Genomic DNA, 19252 nt, shown 5'->3' on the forward strand with positions numbered 1-19252 from the left:
GAATGTGTCAAGCTCTCTCCCTTAGAATGCAAATTTGACTCCGAGAGAGCCCCTTCTGCAATGAATTTCTCTAAGTGGTTTATGAGTGGTGCTTTATCAGAATGTTGAAAAAACACCTCGCTGACAAAATCTGTTGCAGAATGGATCACACTGTGATCAAACCGACTCTCTCTGAAATGATAATCATCAGTTCCCTTATTGGTCCCTGCCAGCTAGACTGGAAAGTGCGCCAGTCAGATGAATCTTTCAAATGATAAGTCGAGTTCAAGCAGGAACTCACTAAAGGAGTGAATTGTGTCTGCGAAATATCGCGTATTAATCACGGACCGTGCCTGGCCCGATTGTGAGGTCGAGAAACAGGAATTAGCCCGCGTGGATGCCGAAGTCATTGAGGCCCCTCCCGGCGCGGATGAACAGACCCTGATCGAACATGCGACCGGCGTCGATGCGATCGCCACGTGCTGGGCCCAGGTCACCCGGCCCGTGATTGAAGCGGCTCCCAACTGTAAAACCATCGCCCGCCTGGGTATCGGTCTCGATAATATCGACGTGGAATATGCGACGTCACAGAAGATTCCGGTCACCAATGTTCCCGATTACTGCATCCCGGAAGTCGCCGACCATGCGATTGCCCTGATGCTGGCCAGTCTGCGAAACGTGGCCTATTTCCATCAGCAGACCAAACAGGGTGTCTATGATCTCTCCGCCGCCCCAATGCCCCGCCGGGTAAGTACCCTTACCATGGGACTGTTTGGTTTTGGATTGACCGGACAGGCGGTTGCAGAACGGGCCCGTGCGTTTGGCATGCAGGTGATCGCGACGAATTCTTCCGGTAACGATTATGGCACTGGTACGAAAATGGTCGATTTTGAGGAGCTGCTGGCAGAGAGCGATGTGATTTCGATTCACGCCCCGCTGACGGAAGCCACCGAGCACCAGTTTGATGCAGCGGCATTCGAGAAAATGAAGTCCACTTCACTGATTATTAATACCTCGCGCGGTGCGTTGATTGAATTCGACGCGCTCAAGTCGGCGATTCAGAATCAGAGCATTGCTGGTGCCGCTCTGGACGTGTTTGATCCGGAACCACCCGACTTGACCGATCCATTCTTTCAGCATGAACGGGTGATCGCAACTCCCCACGCGGCTTTCATTTCCAGCGAATCACTGGACGAACTTCGAGCACAGGCGGCCCGTCAGATAGCAGATGTTCTCGTCGGTAAAGAGACGACGAATGTCGTAAACCCGGAAGCACTTGCATAACCGGTACCATCCGCAAATAGATGTCGAAAATCTGCATCATTGATTCCCTGAATGTCATCTTGTCGGACTTTCAATAAGCTAGGTTAAATATAGCTGTATTTAACTTTAGACCAAAAGCTTTACGAAAGGCTTCACAGATTCAGGCAGGTATGGATGGCCCCCGATAACAATTCTCCCCAATCCGATCACGCAGATCAGCGAATCGAATCGCCCGCATTCCGCGATGCGGCTTCGGTTCCCGAGGGAGATGTTGCGCCTCAACCCGCCAGGCCAGAACGCCCTCAAAGCTCAGGGGAAGCGAAAGTCAGTTTCTCCGAACGTGAGCAGATCCGCGCCCTGGAAGCAGAACTGCTGGGAAAAGAGCAGCTCGTCGAAACGTTGACCGAACGACTCACCGAAGTCGCCGAGGAACTGGAAAAGAGCCAGCACAGCAGACAGGATCTGGCCAAGGTCGACAACAGAAGAATCAAAGAGCTGGAAGCCTGCCTGCGGGAAGAAGCGGAACTGGTGGAAACGCTCAAGGAACGCTTGACCGAGGTTGCCACTGAACTGGAGCGGTGCCAGAACAACCAGCAACACCCTGCGGATACAGAGAGCCACCGTCTGGCAGAACTGGAAGCGGAGCTCGCAGAAAAATCACAACTCGTCACCGATCTGAGCGGACGACTCTCCGAGGTCGAGGCTGAACTCGAACAGAGCCGCCGCGAGTACCAGGAATTCTCGGCGTCAGAAAAACAAAAGGTCCAGTCACTCGAAACCGAGCTGCAGGAAAAAGATCAGCTCGTCGTCATGCTCACCGAGCGACTGGAACAGGTCGCCGAACAGCTCGATCGTCGACACCGTAGCGGTGCAGACCGCGGGATGACGGTCTCCGGGGGCATTCCCCGTGAAGTGATCGAGGAACAACAGAAAATTGCACAAGATCTGCAGGCCTTCATGGAACAGATGCAGGGCGCGGAGACCGAGTCTTCCCTGGCCCGCATTGAAATGCAGATCGCCGAACTTAAAAAGATGGTCGAAGACGGGTTCGAGAAAGGTCCCGTCGCCGCGAAGCCGTCTACCCTGGTGGATTACCTCTCCGCACCCAGTGCTCCTGCGGTAGAAGAAAGCCCGCTGGAAAGCGAAGTGGAACAACAGGAACCTGAGCCAGAGGAAACTCCCGAGTCTTTCAGCGAACCTGCCAGCGATCCGAATGTGAGTGGCTGGGAAGCCATGAAGCAGAAGCTGCTCTCGGGTCAGGGAGTTGATGTCTCCAGTGATCTGCCGGAGAAAAAAGCGCCTGCTCCTGCACCTCCAGTGCCTCAACCAGAGCCCGTCGCACAAAACAGTGCCCTGCTCTCTGGTGGAACCGGACGTACCCTGGCCAGCTACAAGCCTCCCTTGCCGGATGCTCCCGCTGAAATTGACTATGACCAGTCCTCGCATGAAGAACTGACCGCGGCCATTCGGGAACGGGATCAATACATCGGGCTGTTGATCAAACGTCTGAGAGAAGCAGAAACCGCTGTGATCCCGGTCAACTGGGAAGCCATCAACAATGCTCCTGAAGAGCTAGTGAAACATCTGCAGACACTGCAGCACGATCTGGAACACAACCTGGGACTGGCCGAAGTCGAGATTTCAATCGAGCGGGCACGTCTCTCCCGTACCGAACTGATGCTGCAAAACCGCGAAGAACAGATTCGCAAAAAGGAAAAACAGCTTGGTCTGAACCTGGAACGCGGCGAAGACGAAGCGGTTCCCGAGGAAAAGCAGCTCAACGACGATCAGAAGAAACGCTGGCTCGGCTTTCTGAACTAAACAATCCGCCCTGTTACGGGATCTGCTTGCCGCGTTGATGCTTCTGGTTCGCCACGCCGGTCATCTCTGCCCACTCCTGCCAGGCGGCTTTCATCTGTGCGACCCGTTCCGGATAGTGGGACGCTAGATTGTTGGTCTCGGTGCGATCCTGTTCCAGATCGTACAGCTCCCAGCGATTGATGGTTCGATCCGCCACCAGTTTCCATTTCCCCTGTCGGACCGCCTGGTTGTTTCGCAGTTCCCAGAACAGGGACTCGTGCGGCTGGCGCGTCTCTCCCTGGAAAATCGGCAGCATGCTCTTCCCTTCCACCGGGATGATCTTATGACCTGCATAGGCTTCCGGGTACTTTGTCTCCGCGAGTTCGATGCAGGTTGGCATCACGTCGATGATATGTGCCGGCTGGCGGGTCAGACTGGCGGGAGCTACATGGCCGGGCCAGCGGACAATCAGCGGAGTCGAAATGCCCCCTTCATGCATCCAGGTTTTAAAACGACGGAACGGTGTGTTCTGCGGGAACGCCCAACTGGGTCCACAGGTCGTGTAGTACTCTTTGGGGCCGGGTTCCTGTTGGGGATTCGCACCGCCCGGCTCGCTGGCATCAGGACCATTGTCCGACAGGAACATCACAATCGTATTCTCATCCACGCCGGTCTCTTTGAGTGTCTGCATCAGACGGCCGATATTCTGATCCATACAGTCAATCATCGCCGCATAGACTTCCATGCGTCGCTGCTGCCAGTCGCGGGGGTACTTGTCGTTTTCCCAGTCGGCGGACTCCGGATCCCGTTTGGGCAGCTTCCACTGGGGATCGACGAGCCCCATTTTCAACTGCCGCTGATAGCGTTCTTCCCGCAGCGCTTCCCAGCCTGCGGCATAGCGGCCTTTGTATTTCGCGATGTCTTTGGGCTTGGCGTGCAATGGATAATGAGGCGCGGTGTAACAAAGATGCAGAAAGAAAGGCTGGTCTGTTTTCGCGTAGCCTTTGATCTGTTCAATCGCGTGATCGGTAAAGGCATCGGTCGTGTAAAAGTCGTCGGGGAACTCGGTGATCCGCGTGGTGTTTTGCGCAAAGAAGCGATATCCGCCCCCGGAACTGCCCCACTTGTATTTGGGATCCCGATAGTAAGGATCAAAGAAATTGCAGCAGCCATCCAGCAGGCCGTAATAGTCTTCGAACCCACGATAAACGGGGTGCGTGGTCTCGGTGCGTCCCAGGTGCCACTTGCCGCTGAGGGCCGTCTGATAACCGGCCTGCTTGAGCACTTCACCGAGTGTCACCATGTTCGTCGTCAGATGAGGCCGGGGATAACGGGGATAAAGCCCGGTCACCAGCGAAGCCCGCGTGGTCCAGCAGACCGCGTTATTGTAGAACTGGGTAAACCGCAGACCTTCCCGGGCCATCTGATCCAGGTTGGGTGTCTGCACTTCGCCGCCGTAACAACCGAGGTCCGACCAGCCCATGTCGTCACACATGATCAGAATGATGTTGGGCCGCGTTGTCTTTTCTGCTGCCGCAGACGCTTTCATCACTGGGAAAAGACAGACAACACACAGCAGTAGCAGCACGCGGAACGACATTAACAGAACTCCTCGGGACGAATGGAAACTTAAACTTCTTTCGTAACTAGTTTCATCATCCTGTCTGTCGGCAGGTAATGCAATACTGCTGCAGGTCCAGGAAAGAAGCTTTGATCGACTCGACCAATTGTTCGCCGGTCTCTGCATCGGGAATGGTTTCTCCAATAATCACATCGCAGTTAAAGGGGACCAGCAGCGCTTCGCCCCGCGGCAGTGCCCGGCCCAGTCCGTGCATCATTACTGGTGTCAGTCTCGTATCGGAGCGATCGTGCACGATGTGATAGACGCCGCGTTTGATTTCGCTCAACTCTTCGGGGTTACCGCGACTGCCTTCCGGGAACAGGATCAGAATCTCGCCCCGATCCAGGGCCTCGTGACAGCCCGCGAACAGTTCGCTCTTGCGCATGCGTCCGGTCCGCTGGATGGGAATGATGTCCAGACAGTTCCTGGAAAACCAGGAGAGGTAGCGATTCTTCAGGAAATAATCGGCAGCCGCTACAGGACGCACCTTATGCAGGCGCGACAGGGGATACAGGCTCATCAGCACCAGGGCATCGAGATGACTGTTATGATTGGCGACGACGATCGATGGCCCTTCGACAGGCAGGTTCTGCTTACCTCGCAAGTTCAGTCCGAGAACGATAATCACGATCGGTCTGACGATGAGCGCAAAAAACAGGATTTTGAGTACCCGCTCCATAGTTCTGTCACTCCACAGCTCAGAAACTCATGTAATAGAGGTAATGAAAAAACAGTGGCGATGTAAAAATCAGGCTGTCGCAGCGGTCCAGAATACCGCCGTGCCCGGGAATCAGAGAACCGCTGTCTTTGATCTCCAGGTCACGTTTGATTGATGAGATCACGACGTCGCCGATAAATCCCGAGACGCTGATCAGCAGGCCTGCCAGCAGACTGAAGCGGAAATTCAACGGTGTCAGAAACGGTCCCAGAAAACCGGAGACCAGTGCAATGGTCAGCAATCCTCCGATGAAACCTTCCCAGGTCTTATTCGGACTGACTTTGGGAATGATCTTGTGGCGTCCCAGCAGTTTGCCCCATATAAACTGGCACACGTCATTAAACTGGGTCATGAATAACAGGAAGATTACCAGCCCCATGCCACCGGCGTCAGCGTTCTTTACCGGCAGCATCAGCAGGTAAGCAATGTGACTCAGACAGAAGACAGTCAGCATGACAGCCCAGTGAATGATGCCTGCAGAATGAATGAAGCCGCGTGTCTCTCCAATCAGCACCATCCGCATCGGAAGAAACAGGAACAGGTAGACCGGAATAAAGATGATAAACAGACCGTACCAGCCGATGCTGACCAGATAGTATTGCACGGGAATCGACAGGTAGGCCCAGAACAGCACACGCCTGTCCGCCTGCCTTGTAGGGACAATCGAAAAGAACTCCTTGAGCGCCAGGAAGCTGATAAAGGCAAACAGGATGATGGCCGTCGTGCGACTTACAATCAGGCAGAGAAACAGAATGCCGATCATCCACCACCAGGACTGAATTCGCTGACGCAGTTCGGTATAGTCCTTTTCCGGCTTGAGTTGCTTCAGGATCAATCGACAGGTCGTAGCCGTGACCAGCAGACCGAAGACGACCAGCATCGCATACAGAGAATGCGGAGGGATCTCCCACATGATCAGGCCTCCAGAAATCGATAGGCAGAAACGGCACGGCGGATGCACGTCACAACCGCTCCCAGGATGATCACGATCAAAGCGATCAACAAGCAGTAATCCGTGTGCCAGACCAGCGTTTCGATCGCGGTCAACACACAGGCAATCGTCAGTACGGCCATGCGATGCTGCTTGGCCATGGGGCCTTTGAAGTCGACGGGCGCCCCGATGCTGGCACTCAACGTGCGGATGTAGGCCGTCATCACAGCCAGCAAACCTGCACACCAACCCAGTTCGGCACCATAGGCGACCATATGCATGGCATAACCGGCTGAAACCAGAATCAGCGGGTCGGCGATCCGGTCCGGAATATCGTTGAACAGTTCGCCCGAATTCGTTTTCTTGCCCCCCTCAACGGCGACCATCCCATCGAAGAGGTTACACAGCAGTCGGCACTGGATCATCAATCCCGCCAGAATCAACAGCCACCAGTGTGCATACAATGCAAAGCAGATAAAACCGGCTGCCGCCAGAGCCGCGAACAGAATGCTGATTACGGAAATCTGGTTGGGGGTGATCTGCTTACCGCTCAGGTAACGTGCGAACGCAACAACGAATTTCACTTCGCGGACCTTGAGCGGTCGTCTGGTGCCGGTGTCATTCATATTGGGTCGTCCCCTGCTGCTGATGAATGCGGAGTAATCTCCAGGATGTAAACATACAGAACGAAAACGCGACCATCAGGGCCGGTAAGATCGTGGCGATGATCCGCGGGGTTCCCATCAGGGTGTGTACATTGACCAGGCAGAAGCCGGTGAAGCAGATCACAATCAAGGCCGGCACCACAACTTTGACCAGCGGTCGATCAAAGCGATGAAACAGGTGAGTCACCGCCTGCACCATGAACAGTGTGATCATAAAACTGGCGGTCCCCTGGGTGAGGGCCGCAACCACTCCCTGCTGCGCGGACTCCCCGGAGTTCATCACATAGGCCCAGCTTCCCCAGAGCAGAAATGCCAGACCAGCTGAGATCAGGTTAAACAGTTTTGATGTGCGAATATTCTGTGTCATGAAAGCAGACCGTAATTATCAATGAAGCGTGATTTCTCTGCCGGACAGCCCTACTTCGGTGACCGGATGAAACCATAGTGTCGGCTGGTAAGCAGTTAGGCAAGCTTCGCTGCAGACGAATTCCCGCAGTTTTACTGCCTCTGTCTAAGTACAGGGCGAAATTCTCTCCCCTTTACCACGTCCTTTTTGAAAGATTTTTTCAATTCAGCGGAAATCCATTGTCTGACGACCTGAAACCGCGAGGAAGTACGCCAACCACATGAACATAAGTCACATAAGAGAATGCCAGCCGGGGATCATGCTGATTCAAAGATACTTTGGTGACTTAAAGTTTATTGGGCCGATTGAATCCGGTTGAGCAAACGTTCGAGTTCTTCCCGCGGTGTTTTTGAATGCAGGCCGGGTCCGCGCAGAAAGAACTGGATCGACTTGCCTATACCAATCGGCTCCTGGAATCGGAGCCTGATGCGATAGGGCTTCTGGCTGAAGGGATACAAGAGAGGGAAATACGCACAGCTTCGTAATTCTTCGATGTTACTTAGAGGCATTGTTTCAGTCTGACCATCCTTTTCAAACCGAATATGACTGTTATTGACCCAGACTACATCTGCAAAACCGGAGACCAGATACCGGATCAAAAATGATAAACAGAGTCCGAAAACTACTGCTGTCACAAACTGCCCGACGGTATCCCAATTCCAGCCCCAGACATGCTTCGGGTTCACACCGACGAAAACAATGACAAAAATGAGCGGCGTCAGTGGTAACCACCTTCTGATCAGGAACGTTGTGCCTTCAGTGGAGATCTGCTCCATGTCTGATCGTGGAATGGATTCATTAAGCATGGTTGCCCTCATTCCAGTTGGGTTTCCTGTTCTGACTGTGCCCCCACCAGTTGTTCCAGTTCCGCAATCCGCAGGTGCTGGGCTTCCAGTTTCTGCTTCAGTCCTTTCGCTTCGGCCATTGCGCCACAGGCCAGGCAGAACCCCAGGAATCCCAGAAAACCACTATATACATCGAGAAACGCCATGGATTACTCTTTCAAATTAATTGAGACTCACTGATTGAGCTGATACCTGATCCTCGTCAGACCAGCTAATTGAGATTGTGATTACAGAAACAGACCAATGCCGATCACAATAATGGCGAGGACAAACGCGGTGGCAATTGTTACCCCGAGTGGAGAGCGGAAAAAGGAATTCACGCCTACCGCTGCAGAGTGTGCTGTCTGAAATTCGAGCCGGTAATTATCCATCTCGACGGGCTGTCTGCTGAAGGGAACTTCGACCAGGGTATCCGAAACGAGTTGATCCTGATCGAGCAATCGAATGCCCACAATTTCATGTACTGCGACAGGCGAACTCAGATTCCAGACGAGCCCGTCGGTGGCTGACTGATTCGGTCTGGCTCCCAGTTTGTAATTGAACAGGTCTTGTGTGACAATCTGCACTTCGTAGTCGGGCAGTGCTTCCTTCTGTTTCAAGAGGGGAATTCCGTGATCGCGGGGTTCTTTATCCGCATCCAGCGCAGTCACTTTGACCTGGGTCAGCCCTTCGCTCTGCCATGCCGCCAGTGCCACGCAGGCCAGTACACTGAATAACACCACGCCGCTGCAGACCAGACTGGTAATAGCCCAGGGAGAACGGGAACGGGGTTCGGGTGTCGGATCTGTCATGGCGTGAACCAGTAAAGAGAACAGGTAAAACTGATACTTTATTCAGTATAATTCTACTGACTGAACTGAAAGGAGTACAGATCACACTCCTGCAGAATCCAACAGAGGCGGACCGGCTTCCCGGCCAGCGTCGACAGATCAGCGTCGCTCTTCCAGCGCACCTGACCGTCAATTTCATCTCCGATCAGAGGGATGCAATCGTCCCTGGTAAAACCGGGTATGGGAGTTCCGTCCGACTGCTGCAGTTCGACCCGCAGACTGCCCGCGGCACTGGTACTGAAGTTGACCTGCAGACGATCCCCGGCAAAGACCAGCGGTCGGGTCAGCAGTTCTCCGGCGGCATAGCCTGCATTCACGGAGACAAGACCGTCAGTGCGGAGTACGTAGCGATCGCCGCTACGATGGTAGATCGACATTTCGGTCGGGCTGGTCGGCACCACATTCAGGGCCACGTAATTCGCCCGGTTCTTCCACTGTTCGGGTTCCAGTCCCGGTCGAATGAAGGCGTGCTTGAACAGGCGATCGTAGTGTGAGGAACCGGCGCGCGTGGTCATCAACAGGATGTCGGTGGCGTTCTGATCCTTGAGGTCATAATCCGGTGCAGAGCCGCGTCCCGGAATGAAGCGGGTCGGCAGTGAGATATAAATGTGTGGTGCCCGGAAGTAAGGATGCGTCTGATTCGTATAAAGGTGTTCGCCCGGCAGATTGGGATCCATGGCGACCGGATCGGTCCAGTGACGAAAATCAGGAGACGTCGTGCGACTGATGCTGCGCAGCCGTTCGGGATCAGTCCACGTACGAAAATAACAGACATACTGCTGCTCGGCTTCGGACCAGAACGAGACATTCGCCGAATCAAAGGCGTGCCGCCACTGGGGCTGATATGGGATGACCTCGGTTTGCTTCGTCCAGTGAATGCCATCGGGTGAGACGAAAGCGAATAACCCGTGGCCCTGCTCTGCTAAGCCCCGTTTATCTCCGGGTCCGGGATAGCCGGCGAGTGCCTTATAGCGTTCCTGCGGATCGACGCCCGGACGGGTATCCAGAAAAGGAGTGAAGTTGGTCAGGAAGGGAGGCTGCTTCGCCAGGATCACATTGTTCTTGCGTGTTCCCCCGACTTCGTGCATCCCCAGTTCCGGGAACTCCCATTCATGCCCGTCCCGACTCTCAGCGTAATGCACGGTCTCCCCGGGATGACCGGTGTGCTTTTCCCCCTGATAATCCGGATCGGAACCGCGCCAGTAGGCCTGGTAGCAATCCCCGTTTTTGATGACGGTCATCATGTGCCGCACCGGTAATGGCGAACGGGGCCGGGGTGCTTTGACAGGCGTGTGCAGTTTGAGCTCCACGCCCTGCAGCTTGTCGATCAACAGGCGATCGACAAACAGCTCCCGACGCGAGCCGATCTCAACGGGTTGAGCAAATGCCAACAGTGGCAGCAGCATCAGTAGAGACCAGATCAATCCTCTCAGAACTTGCTGCTTCACAGGACATTATCCCTTCGATAAATGAGACGCGTTTGAAACTTTCTCTCGTTCAGGCCATGGGGAAGAATGAGACTCCCAGCAGGACGACAATGAATCCGACGACGCCCATCAGGGCCGTCATGGGGGTAATGAATTTCAGAGTCTCTCCCTCGGTCATGCCACTCATTTTACCGATGACCCAGAAACCGCTGTCGTTCATCCAGGAAAGAGGCTTGGAACCACAGCCAATCGCCAGAGCAAGATAAACCGGATGAAAACCGAGCGTTGCGGATTCCGCAATCCCGCCCAGAATTCCCACGGTGGTAATCATGGCCACGGTCGATGATCCCTGGGCAGTGCGGATGGCCGTCGTGATCAGAAAGGCCAGCGTGACCAGCATCAGGGGAGAGACATCGGGCAGTGATTCAATCAGAAAGCTGACACCTGTCTGCTGCAGGACGCCCCCGAAGGCTCCGCCGGCAGCGGTGATCAGAATAATCACACCACCCGTGGAGAGGGATGCCTGAATCGATTCGGAAAGTTCGCCCAGCGAAGATTTTTTCTGTCGCACCAGCGTCGCCAGGGCGATCACCGCAGCAATACCCAGCGCGATGTTTTTATTTCCCAGCGTCATGATCAGATCCTGAATCTCCGGAGAAATCTGGTCGCTGATGGACTTGAACTTCAGCAGTGTGGACCCGGCAATCATTATCACCGGCAGCAGGATGGGTGCCAGTGACAGCCAGAGTGAGGGGAGATCTTCGAGCTGGCTATTGGAAAGTCTTTCGAGATCGGCCTGTGTGACGTCAGCCGAATCGCGAAAGGGGAGTTCACAGTGCTTGTTGATCAGGGTGGCATAAGCCAGACCGAAGATGGCCGCGATACTGCCAACAATCATGCCCCCCATGATCATGGTGGCGATGTCGACTCCCAGTTGCTCCGCTACAAATAGCGGCCCGGGAGTGGGAGGTACCAGGGAGTGCGCCATCGTGCCTCCAGTCACAATCGCCAGCACGTAGAGCAGGTAGTTTTTGCCGGTGCGAAATCGCATGGCTTTACCGAGGGGAATCAACAGGTAGAACACGGTATCGAAGAAGACGGGAATCGCCAGCAGAAATCCGCTGGCCATGAAGGCAACGGGAGCCAGCTTCTCACCCACGAAATTAATGGCTGAGCGGACAATCCGCTCGGCGGCGCCGCTCTCCAGCAGGCACATGCCGATGATGGCCGCCAGAGCGATCAGGATGCCGATCTTGGCACACGTCGATCCGAAACCCGCGGCCACCCGTTCGCCGACCGACTGCTGCCCTGCTTTGATGGCCGCCTTATAGTCGGCAGGGGTGATCGCAAAATCGTCGAGGCGAATCTCACGGCTCGCGCTGTCATCCCGCACCTTGAGGTCAGCGATGATCATCCGCTGGCTGTCTTTAGTAAACTCGGAGGTCACCCGGGCCACCTCGGTCTCGGCAATGGGAATCAGCGGAACCCCGGGCTGCTCGCCCCCCATGATCATCAGCAACATGCCGGGCTGCAGCATCCCGGCCTTTTCGATCTCGATGACAATCTTCTGATTGTCGGGAGTGACTTCGAGGATTTTAAACTTGTTTTTGCGGAGGGCTGTCTCCTCGATCTGCTGAGCGGGCGTCAAGACACCTACACAAATGGCTCCTGCCAGCAATGCCAGGAAGGCATGCAGACGAAAAAACAGGACGCCACCGACGACGATGGTCACCCCGGCTAAAATAATCACGATCACCCAAGCGCTTAGTTCCATGATTCAACCAGTTCGAATTGTAGACGCACCGTGTGTATTTCATGAAATTCACCATTTTTTCGACACATCCTGATCGGAATCGGGTTAAATAGACGTCAGCCATTCAGTGATGTCTGACTGACTCCCGAATGAAATTCGGGGCCATTCTCTCCGTCTCAGTTCAGGTGAAAGGTCATGATGAGTTTTTCCATCAAACGCACGGCACAACTTGTGAGTTTTCTCCTACTTACATTGTCGGTCCCATTATGCCACTCTTCGACTTTCGCAGCAACAAAGAAGCAGTCGCGAGTCTCCGAATCAGAGCTGGCTGCCAAGGTTGACGCGCTGATCGAAGGGGAGCTGAAGAAATCAGGAATCACCCCGGCCCCCCTGGCCAGTGATGAGGATTTCCTCCGCCGGGTTACTTTTGACCTGGCCGGCAGAATGCCCACGACTTCCGAAGTGCTGCTGTTCGGCCTGGATTCGACTCCCGACAAACGACAGGCCGTGATTGAGGAACTGCTCAAGTCGGACGATTACGGGGTGAACTGGGCCCGCTACTGGCGGGATGTGATTTACCTCCGCGCCACCGACATGCGGGCTCGACTGAATGAAGCCCAGTTTGTCGACTGGATGACCACACAGCTGAATGAGAACAAGAGCTGGCAGGAGATCACGACCGATCTACTGACGGCCTCTGGTGACGTACGGGAAAACGGCAGCACGGCGTTGATCTTCGCGCATGAAGGGGATCCGGCTGAGCTCGCTGCAGAAACCTCGCGTATCTTTCTGGGAATCCAGATTCAGTGTGCCAACTGTCACGATCACCCGACCGACAAATGGAAGCGGAAAGACTTCCACGAGCTGGCGGCCTTCTTCCCCCGCGTGCGGGTGCGTCCTGTACGGGATTCGACACCACGTACGTTCGAGGTGGTATCGATGAATCAGGGCAACGAGTTTGCCCGCCGGGTACAGATGCTGAAAAATCCCGAGTTCCTGTTCCGCTCTTACGACCGCAATCGCGATGGCAAGCTGACCCAGCAGGAAGTGCAGCGGACCCGGATGGCGCGCGGCTTCGAACAACTCGTTTCCCGCGCTGATACAGATGGTGACAAAGCGCTGACAGCAGACGAACTGAAGAGTATGCCTCTGCCGGAAAACACGCAACGGTTCATGAGCGAATACTATATGCCCGACCTGAACGATCCGACATCGATGGGTCAGGTGATCCAGCCGGTCCTGTTCGTAGGCACCAAAGCCCCCGAAGGCCTGGATGACCTGGAACGTCGTGAAGTGCTCTCGAAGTTTTTAACCTCGCAGGCGAACCCCTGGTTCTCACGGGCCATCGTGAACCGGATGTGGTCGGAAATGCTGGGCGAAGGATTTTATATGCCCATCGATGATATTGGTCCTGAGCGGAGTGCCGTCTACCCTGAAGTACTCGATGCTCTGGCTCAGGGCTTTACCGCCAGCGGCTATGATCTGAAGTGGCTCTGTCGGACGATTACCAATACCCGGGCGTACCAGCGAAAAATGCAGAAGCGGGTTGAAGGACAGTTACAGACGCCCTTCGCGGCCCAGCTTCCGACTCGCCTGCGAGGCGATCAGATTTTCACAGCCATCACGCAGGTGTTCGGCGTGGATGATCTGCAGGCCGATCGCAGTGCCGGCAACCGACGCTACCAGCGCAGCCGTTCGGCCCGGGGACAGTTCAGCAGTCTGTTTACATTCGATCCATCCACTTCGCAGGATGAAATCACCGGGGATGTTCCCCAGGCACTGTTCATGATGAATTCCGAAGCCCTCAACGGCATGCTGGGAGCGAATCGGTCGACGAAACTCGCCCAGATCGCCCGCGACTATCCCGAGAATAAAGCGGCCATCCAGGAACTGTATCTGCTCACACTCTCACGAGAGCCGAGCGCGAAAGAACTGGAGATCTGCGAGGACTACTTCCAGCAGGCTGAACGGCGTGAGACTGCCCTGGAAGACCTGATGTGGAGTCTGCTCAACTCGAGTGAATTTATCACCAAGCGTTGACCCAGAGTGACTGCCGTTTCGCTTCAACCTTCAAAAACAATCTCTCCATCTGAGGAGTTTTACATGAGTCTTTATCATCAACAGCATGTTCAGGCCGGCCGTCACGGATTTTCCCGACGGAGCTTCTTACGCAACGTTTCCCTGGGTGCCATGGCTGCAGGCACGCTGAGTTTTCACGATCTGATGAGCGTCTCCGCGGAAGAGCTCCGCAAACAGGGACGTTCGATGATCCTGCTCTGGATGTCCGGCGGACCCAGCCAGTTTGAAACCTTCGATCCCAAACCAGGAACTTCCAGTGCCGGTGATAAGGCACCGATCCAGACCGCTGTCTCAGGCATTGAGATTTCCGAAGAATGGAAAGAGACCGCGAAGGTCATGCAGGAGCTCGCCCTGATTCGCTCGATGACCAACAAGGAAGGGAATCACCAGCGTGCGACCTACCAGATGCACACCGGCTACATTCCTTCCGGCAGTGTCAAACATCCCAGCCTCGGCTCCAATATTGTTCGTGAGATTGGCAACCGGGAACTGGAGATTCCGTCGATTGTTTCAGTTGGTGCCACCAACGGGGCAGGCTTCCTGGGCGTCGATTATGAACCGTTCAACGTCAGCAATCCGGGGAGCATTCCCAACAACGTGGCTGCCACCGTTCCTGATCAGCGGTATCAGAAACGGTTGGGTCTGCTGGGACGCCTGGATACGGAATTTGCCAGCCGGGGTGGTGAAGTGGTCGTCAAAAACCACAGTAAGATTTATAACAAAGCCTCAGCCATGGTTCTGAGCCCGCAGACCAAAGTCTTCGACCTGAGCGAGGAACCGGATACCCTGCGTCGCCAGTACGGTGAGAACAACTTCGGTAAAGGCTGTCTGCTGGCCCGTCGGCTGGTCGAAGCGGGATCGAGCTTCATCGAAGTCCGCTCCAACGGCTGGGACAACCACTTCGATATTTCCGAGTCGATCACACAGCGTTCCCAGGAAGTCGACGCCGGCATGGCGACCCTGATTTCAGATCTGAAACAGCGGGGCATGCTGGATCGCACGCTGGTCGTCTGGATGGGTGAATTCGGGCGTACCCCGAAAATCAATGCCCGCAACGGACGCGACCATTATCCGCGTGTCTTCTCCGCAGCACTGGCGGGTGGGGGCGTCAAAGGGGGACAGGTCATCGGATCTTCCACCAAAGACGGCTCTGCGGTTCAGGATCGTCCGGTTACCGTAACAGACCTGTTCTGTTCGATCTGCCAGTCACTGAATGTGAACCCGAAGAAGGAAAACATGAGCCCGCTGGGACGTCCGATGAAGATCGTCGACGGCGGCGAAGTGGTTCAGGAACTATTTTCCTGAACCACGGCCTGAATCCCTCTGGTGCCTGACCGCTGAAGTTCAGTCTCAGGCGCCGGAAGCGGCTGCTTCACTGAGCGCCTTCGCCTGAGCGGCGGACGTATCCAGTGAGAGTGTGATTGTGACCGACCAGCGTCCTTCATCGTCGGCAACAAACTCCCAGTGCGGGATGACGACTGAACTCTGATGGACGAGTTCGTAGCCCCCTTCGGACTGGCTGATCGTTTCGATGGGGAAGGTCCAGATGCTGGCGGGCGATGATAAATCGAGGGCCGCATCCAGTCCGAGCCATTCGTCAACCAGACCGATGCGATCAAGCTTCTCCAGGTCCAGCTTTGACTCCAGTTGTCCGAGTTGCTTGCCCATGTGGTTGTAGTAGTAACGGTCACTGGCGCCTGCAGCCATGCCGGCGAAGTTGAATTCGACGCCGAAATGCAGGGGCACTTCGGTGGGCAGGTTCGACAGTTCATAGTGGACGACCAGCGTTCCGGCAGCAGACTTGCTTAAAGACACTGTCTTGGTGACTTCGACTTCATACGGTCCCACGTGCCCTTTACGGCTCATGCGGACATCGCATTCGTCATCGGTGCGGCGTACCGAACTCAGGTAGACGCCTTCGACGAAGTCGCCCAGTTCACCACCACCATTGATCACGGTATCGAGGTCCACACCCGGCTGATAGAAGTGATCCATCAGCGACTTGCGGGGCGTATTATCGTACTGCAGTTTCTGTTCGAGCCCCGGCTGTTTGAAGCGGACGGCGTTATGGATCTTGCCGATGTCGTCACCATTCTGACCGCCCTGTGCCTGTTCCTGAGCCGCTTTGCGGATGATGCCGTGGTAAGGCTCGGGACGCCGACAGAGTGTGGCCAGCAGGTTGTGTTTGGCACCGCGGATATCCAGTTCATACAGATGACCGCCATGCGCAGGTGAGAGGAAGCTCACCAGGCGATGGCTGGCCAGTCGGATTTCTTTACGGGCATCCAGGTTGAAGTCAGCAGCTTCGACTTCCAGCCAGTTGTTGTCTCGGTGATTGATCTTTTCCAGCAGCGAATCTGCTGAGATCAGATGCTTGAAGATCGCATTTCGCAGGTGAGGCAGATACAAACCGCCGAACGCACCATGCCAGTACGGGCAGTTACATTGAGCGCGGTAGAGTTCAGTCCGAGCTTCGTGCAGGATCGGCAGGTCCTCTGCGTCGACTCCGGTGGCTTCCAGGCTCTGCAGACGACTACTGACCAGCAGCATCCGCGAATACATTTCGTTGAGCTCTGAATACTTCACGCGGAAGTTACGCCAGAAGCCGCCCCGCAGGTATGGTTTGAGACGATCGAATTCTTCGTCTTCAGCAAATTTATCTTTGAGGTGCGACAGTTCAAGTTGCCGCTCGGAAGAGAGCGCCCACTCGTTCATTTCCCGATAGCTGGCATCGGGCAGGTAGCAGCTGCCCATGGGGGAGACGGTGTCGACCGATTCGCCCAGCGTGGTCACTTTGAGCCAGTCACTGTTCTGACGCAACAGATCGAGGAAACGTCGCAGCCAGCCATCCCGGTAGACGTGATCGTAGGTTCCGGGCCAGGCGCCGAATTTTTCTCCGTCGTCACCAAAGACGACAACCGAATGCGGATGATGGTCGGCGATCTGTTTCAGGTAGTGAATCGTCTCGACCGGATCGGTAAAGGGAATCTGGTAGCGGAGTGTTTCGTTGTCGGGGAAAATTTTCAGCAGGCGACCTTCGTCTTCCGACAGGTAGTAGCCGTGCATTTTTTCCGCTCGGACGCCGGCGGCACTGAAGTGCGAATCGTCGAGCAGCGTGAATTCCATACCCGCGTCGACCAGGTCAGACACAAAGGACTGTTCCCAGACGCGTTCTGGAACCCACATGCCGCGAATCGGTGTCCCGAAGAGCTTCTTGAGGTATTCGGTGTAGGCTTTGATCTGGCCGATACGGTCAGACTTGGGAATCCCGGCCAGGATGGGTTCGTAAAAGGGTCCCCCCAGAATTTCCACCTGTCCGGATTCTGCCAGACCGCGGACGCGATCGATGTATTCCGGATGGGCTTCCACCATCCATTCCATCAGGCTGCCTGAGGTATGCAGTGAAAAGGGGATATCCGGGTATTCTGACAAGACATCGAGAAATGGCTGATAGCTGTTTTGATAGGATTCTTCAAAAACGCCTTCAAAATTCCCGACTGGCTGATGGTTGTGAATGACTAATACGAGCCGAAGTCGACAGCCCATGGGCCGCATCCTTTCATCTGTGTGGTACACAGAACTATCGATAACGCAGTGAATTAGAACGAATGAGTGCTGACACTCGCGGGTCTGATCCTCCCCGCGTTCAGCGCCAATCCTGCAGGGTCTGGACGAATCTGACTTATAGTAAAGCCAATCTTTTACTAATGATAGAGGACTTTTTCCGAGAATAAAATCCAGGAGTCCTTAAAATCAGCACTCCTGGAGCTGAAATACTGTCGGATGGAGGGTAATTGTTAAAGCAGGTAAGTTTTCACCAGACAGAACGATGGTTTTAAGCCAGAAACTGACGTTGGCTTCTCTATTTTACCTGAGGCCGAAAAGAGCGTAACAGAGCCCCGCTCTTTGTGTTGAAGCTTTATGACTGCTCTTTCGCGAGTTCCCGCTGGAGCAGTTTCCGGGCCTGTTCGGGGAAGACCGGATTGACGTACATCTGGGAGGCGAGTTCGAAACCCGCCAGATGGGCCAACCGGGGATAGATGCGCAGCGTCCAGGTGTACCCGACGTCGTCTCCCGTCGGAAACGGGGGCGTCTGAATGACAAAGTTCAGATCGTGGCTGCCCAGAATCGTCTCCAGTGCCTTGAGCACCCGTCGCGTGATTGCCGCAAGGTCTTCTAGCTCCTCATCTGTAGAGTGGTCATAGTGCGTACCGCGGGAACGGGGAATCAACCAGGTTTCAAAAGCGAACCGACTGGCGTAGGGGCAGATCAGATCAAAGTGTTCGGTCACGAGAACCGGGTGAGAAGCCAGCTGCTCGAACAGCGAGGTCCCCTGCTCTGCCTGATACTGTTGTGCGGTTTCAATCTCTCTGTGCAGTGCCTCGGGAATCACGTGACTGACCATCAACTGCGAATGGGCGTGGCCAAGTGAGGCGCCTCCCAGGACTCCCTGGTTTTTGAAGATGATCGCATACTGCAAACGGGGGTTCTGCCGATGCACGCGCAGTCGGGTACGATAGGCGTGGAACATGTTCTGAAAGCTGGCGAGGTCCAGCCGGGAAATGTGCGTTTCATAGTGTGGGCATTCCACAATGACTTCGTGCACGCCGAACGAATCGTGTTCGGAACCGGGTGTCGAGACGGGTGTGAGAGCGGGATATTTGTTATCCACCACCCGCAGGCTCCAGCCGGGGCCGTCGGGTTTGGATCCGGGTGCGCGGACAGCGAACAGTTCAGGCTCTGTCTCATCTTCCTTCCCCTCAGCAAAGGGATCGGAGGCGATCTGCTCTGCACTCTGGTCCTCGTCGCCCTGACTGCTCTTGATGGCGATGGGACGTTTGGCCCGTTCCGGCGCAAAGATGGTCGTCAACCCGGTCAGCGGGTCGGTACGAATTTCAGACATGGCAGACAGTGATTCGAATGGGGACAGAGAGA

General features: G+C 55.1%; 16 protein-coding genes. 4 read left to right on the forward strand and 12 right to left on the reverse strand.

Annotated elements, in window-relative coordinates; genetic code table 11:
- The first annotated feature begins 294 nt into the window (after positions 1 to 294).
- On the forward strand, positions 295 to 1263 hold the full coding sequence (locus tag RID21_RS25680) for a C-terminal binding protein (protein ID WP_350193911.1): 969 nt from the start codon (positions 295 to 297) through the stop codon (positions 1261 to 1263).
- 153 nt (positions 1264 to 1416) lie between these two features.
- Positions 1417 to 3063, forward strand: coding sequence for a coiled-coil domain-containing protein (locus RID21_RS25685; protein WP_350193913.1), 1647 nt, complete (start codon positions 1417 to 1419; stop codon positions 3061 to 3063).
- Between the two features lie 13 nt (positions 3064 to 3076).
- Here the strand turns inward: RID21_RS25685 and RID21_RS25690 are convergent, their stop codons facing one another.
- The 10 genes from RID21_RS25690 to RID21_RS25735 form a co-directional block, all read right to left on the reverse strand.
- Positions 3077 to 4642, reverse strand: a complete 1566-nt coding sequence (locus RID21_RS25690) for an arylsulfatase (protein ID WP_350193915.1) — start codon at positions 4640 to 4642, stop codon at positions 3077 to 3079.
- 55 nt (positions 4643 to 4697) lie between these two features.
- Positions 4698 to 5342, reverse strand: coding sequence for a lysophospholipid acyltransferase family protein (locus tag RID21_RS25695; RefSeq protein ID WP_350193917.1), 645 nt, complete (start codon positions 5340 to 5342; stop codon positions 4698 to 4700).
- 19 nt (positions 5343 to 5361) lie between these two features.
- Complete coding sequence (locus tag RID21_RS25700) at positions 5362 to 6294, reverse strand: phosphatidate cytidylyltransferase (RefSeq protein ID WP_350193919.1); 933 nt, start codon at positions 6292 to 6294, stop codon at positions 5362 to 5364.
- A 2-nt stretch (positions 6295 to 6296) separates the two neighbouring features.
- A complete protein-coding gene (locus tag RID21_RS25705) occupies positions 6297 to 6938 on the reverse strand; it encodes a CDP-alcohol phosphatidyltransferase family protein (protein WP_350193921.1) in 642 nt (213 codons plus the stop codon).
- Positions 6931 to 7344 carry a hypothetical protein gene (locus RID21_RS25710; protein ID WP_145189047.1) on the reverse strand — a complete coding sequence of 138 codons (414 nt, stop codon included), beginning with the start codon at positions 7342 to 7344 and terminating at the stop codon, positions 6931 to 6933. Before RID21_RS25710 ends, RID21_RS25705 begins: the two co-directional genes overlap by 8 nt.
- A gap of 332 nt (positions 7345 to 7676) precedes the next feature.
- Positions 7677 to 8189, reverse strand: coding sequence for a hypothetical protein (locus tag RID21_RS25715; RefSeq protein ID WP_350193923.1), 513 nt, complete (start codon positions 8187 to 8189; stop codon positions 7677 to 7679).
- Between the two features lie 8 nt (positions 8190 to 8197).
- The gene (locus RID21_RS25720) at positions 8198 to 8374 is read right to left on the reverse strand and encodes a hypothetical protein (protein ID WP_350193925.1); all 177 of its coding nucleotides are present in this window, start codon (positions 8372 to 8374) and stop codon (positions 8198 to 8200) included.
- An 81-nt stretch (positions 8375 to 8455) separates the two neighbouring features.
- A complete protein-coding gene (locus RID21_RS25725) occupies positions 8456 to 9019 on the reverse strand; it encodes a hypothetical protein (protein ID WP_350193927.1) in 564 nt (187 codons plus the stop codon).
- A 53-nt stretch (positions 9020 to 9072) separates the two neighbouring features.
- Positions 9073 to 10506, reverse strand: coding sequence for a glycoside hydrolase family protein (locus RID21_RS25730; protein WP_350193929.1), 1434 nt, complete (start codon positions 10504 to 10506; stop codon positions 9073 to 9075).
- A 49-nt stretch (positions 10507 to 10555) separates the two neighbouring features.
- On the reverse strand, positions 10556 to 12259 hold the full coding sequence (locus RID21_RS25735) for a GntP family permease (RefSeq protein WP_350193931.1): 1704 nt from the start codon (positions 12257 to 12259) through the stop codon (positions 10556 to 10558).
- A gap of 174 nt (positions 12260 to 12433) precedes the next feature.
- On the opposite strand from RID21_RS25735, the gene RID21_RS25740 reads away from it, so the two are divergent.
- Together RID21_RS25740 and RID21_RS25745 are read left to right on the forward strand one after the other, a co-directional pair.
- Entirely contained in the window at positions 12434 to 14278 is a 1845-nt protein-coding gene (locus tag RID21_RS25740; RefSeq protein ID WP_350193933.1) for a DUF1549 domain-containing protein, read from the forward strand.
- 63 nt (positions 14279 to 14341) lie between these two features.
- Entirely contained in the window at positions 14342 to 15622 is a 1281-nt protein-coding gene (locus RID21_RS25745; RefSeq protein ID WP_350193935.1) for a DUF1501 domain-containing protein, read from the forward strand.
- 45 nt (positions 15623 to 15667) lie between these two features.
- On the opposite strand, the gene RID21_RS25750 is transcribed toward RID21_RS25745, so the two are convergent.
- Both RID21_RS25750 and RID21_RS25755 read right to left on the reverse strand, forming a co-directional pair.
- The gene (locus tag RID21_RS25750; RefSeq protein WP_350193937.1) at positions 15668 to 17863 is read right to left on the reverse strand and encodes an alpha-amylase/4-alpha-glucanotransferase domain-containing protein; all 2196 of its coding nucleotides are present in this window, start codon (positions 17861 to 17863) and stop codon (positions 15668 to 15670) included.
- Positions 17864 to 18236: 373 nt separating this feature from the next.
- A complete protein-coding gene (locus RID21_RS25755; RefSeq protein WP_350193939.1) occupies positions 18237 to 19220 on the reverse strand; it encodes a galactose-1-phosphate uridylyltransferase in 984 nt (327 codons plus the stop codon).
- Positions 19221 to 19252 lie beyond the last annotated feature (32 nt).

The organism is Gimesia sp. (assembly GCF_040219335.1).
In the GTDB taxonomy this organism is placed as follows: domain Bacteria; phylum Planctomycetota; class Planctomycetia; order Planctomycetales; family Planctomycetaceae; genus Gimesia.

Coding starts and splice junctions, on each gene's coding strand:
- RID21_RS25685 (WP_350193913.1), top strand. CDS start 1,417: ATGGCCCCCGATAACAATTCTCCCCAATCCGATCACGCAGATCAGCGA.
- RID21_RS25690 (WP_350193915.1), bottom strand. CDS start 4,642: ATGTCGTTCCGCGTGCTGCTACTGCTGTGTGTTGTCTGTCTTTTCCCA.
- RID21_RS25695 (WP_350193917.1), bottom strand. CDS start 5,342: ATGGAGCGGGTACTCAAAATCCTGTTTTTTGCGCTCATCGTCAGACCG.
- RID21_RS25700 (WP_350193919.1), bottom strand. CDS start 6,294: ATGTGGGAGATCCCTCCGCATTCTCTGTATGCGATGCTGGTCGTCTTC.
- RID21_RS25705 (WP_350193921.1), bottom strand. CDS start 6,938: ATGAATGACACCGGCACCAGACGACCGCTCAAGGTCCGCGAAGTGAAA.
- RID21_RS25710 (WP_145189047.1), bottom strand. CDS start 7,344: ATGACACAGAATATTCGCACATCAAAACTGTTTAACCTGATCTCAGCT.
- RID21_RS25715 (WP_350193923.1), bottom strand. CDS start 8,189: ATGCTTAATGAATCCATTCCACGATCAGACATGGAGCAGATCTCCACT.
- RID21_RS25720 (WP_350193925.1), bottom strand. CDS start 8,374: ATGGCGTTTCTCGATGTATATAGTGGTTTTCTGGGATTCCTGGGGTTC.
- RID21_RS25725 (WP_350193927.1), bottom strand. CDS start 9,019: ATGACAGATCCGACACCCGAACCCCGTTCCCGTTCTCCCTGGGCTATT.
- RID21_RS25735 (WP_350193931.1), bottom strand. CDS start 12,259: ATGGAACTAAGCGCTTGGGTGATCGTGATTATTTTAGCCGGGGTGACC.
- RID21_RS25740 (WP_350193933.1), top strand. CDS start 12,434: ATGATGAGTTTTTCCATCAAACGCACGGCACAACTTGTGAGTTTTCTC.
- RID21_RS25745 (WP_350193935.1), top strand. CDS start 14,342: ATGAGTCTTTATCATCAACAGCATGTTCAGGCCGGCCGTCACGGATTT.
- RID21_RS25750 (WP_350193937.1), bottom strand. CDS start 17,863: ATGGGCTGTCGACTTCGGCTCGTATTAGTCATTCACAACCATCAGCCA.
- RID21_RS25755 (WP_350193939.1), bottom strand. CDS start 19,220: ATGTCTGAAATTCGTACCGACCCGCTGACCGGGTTGACGACCATCTTT.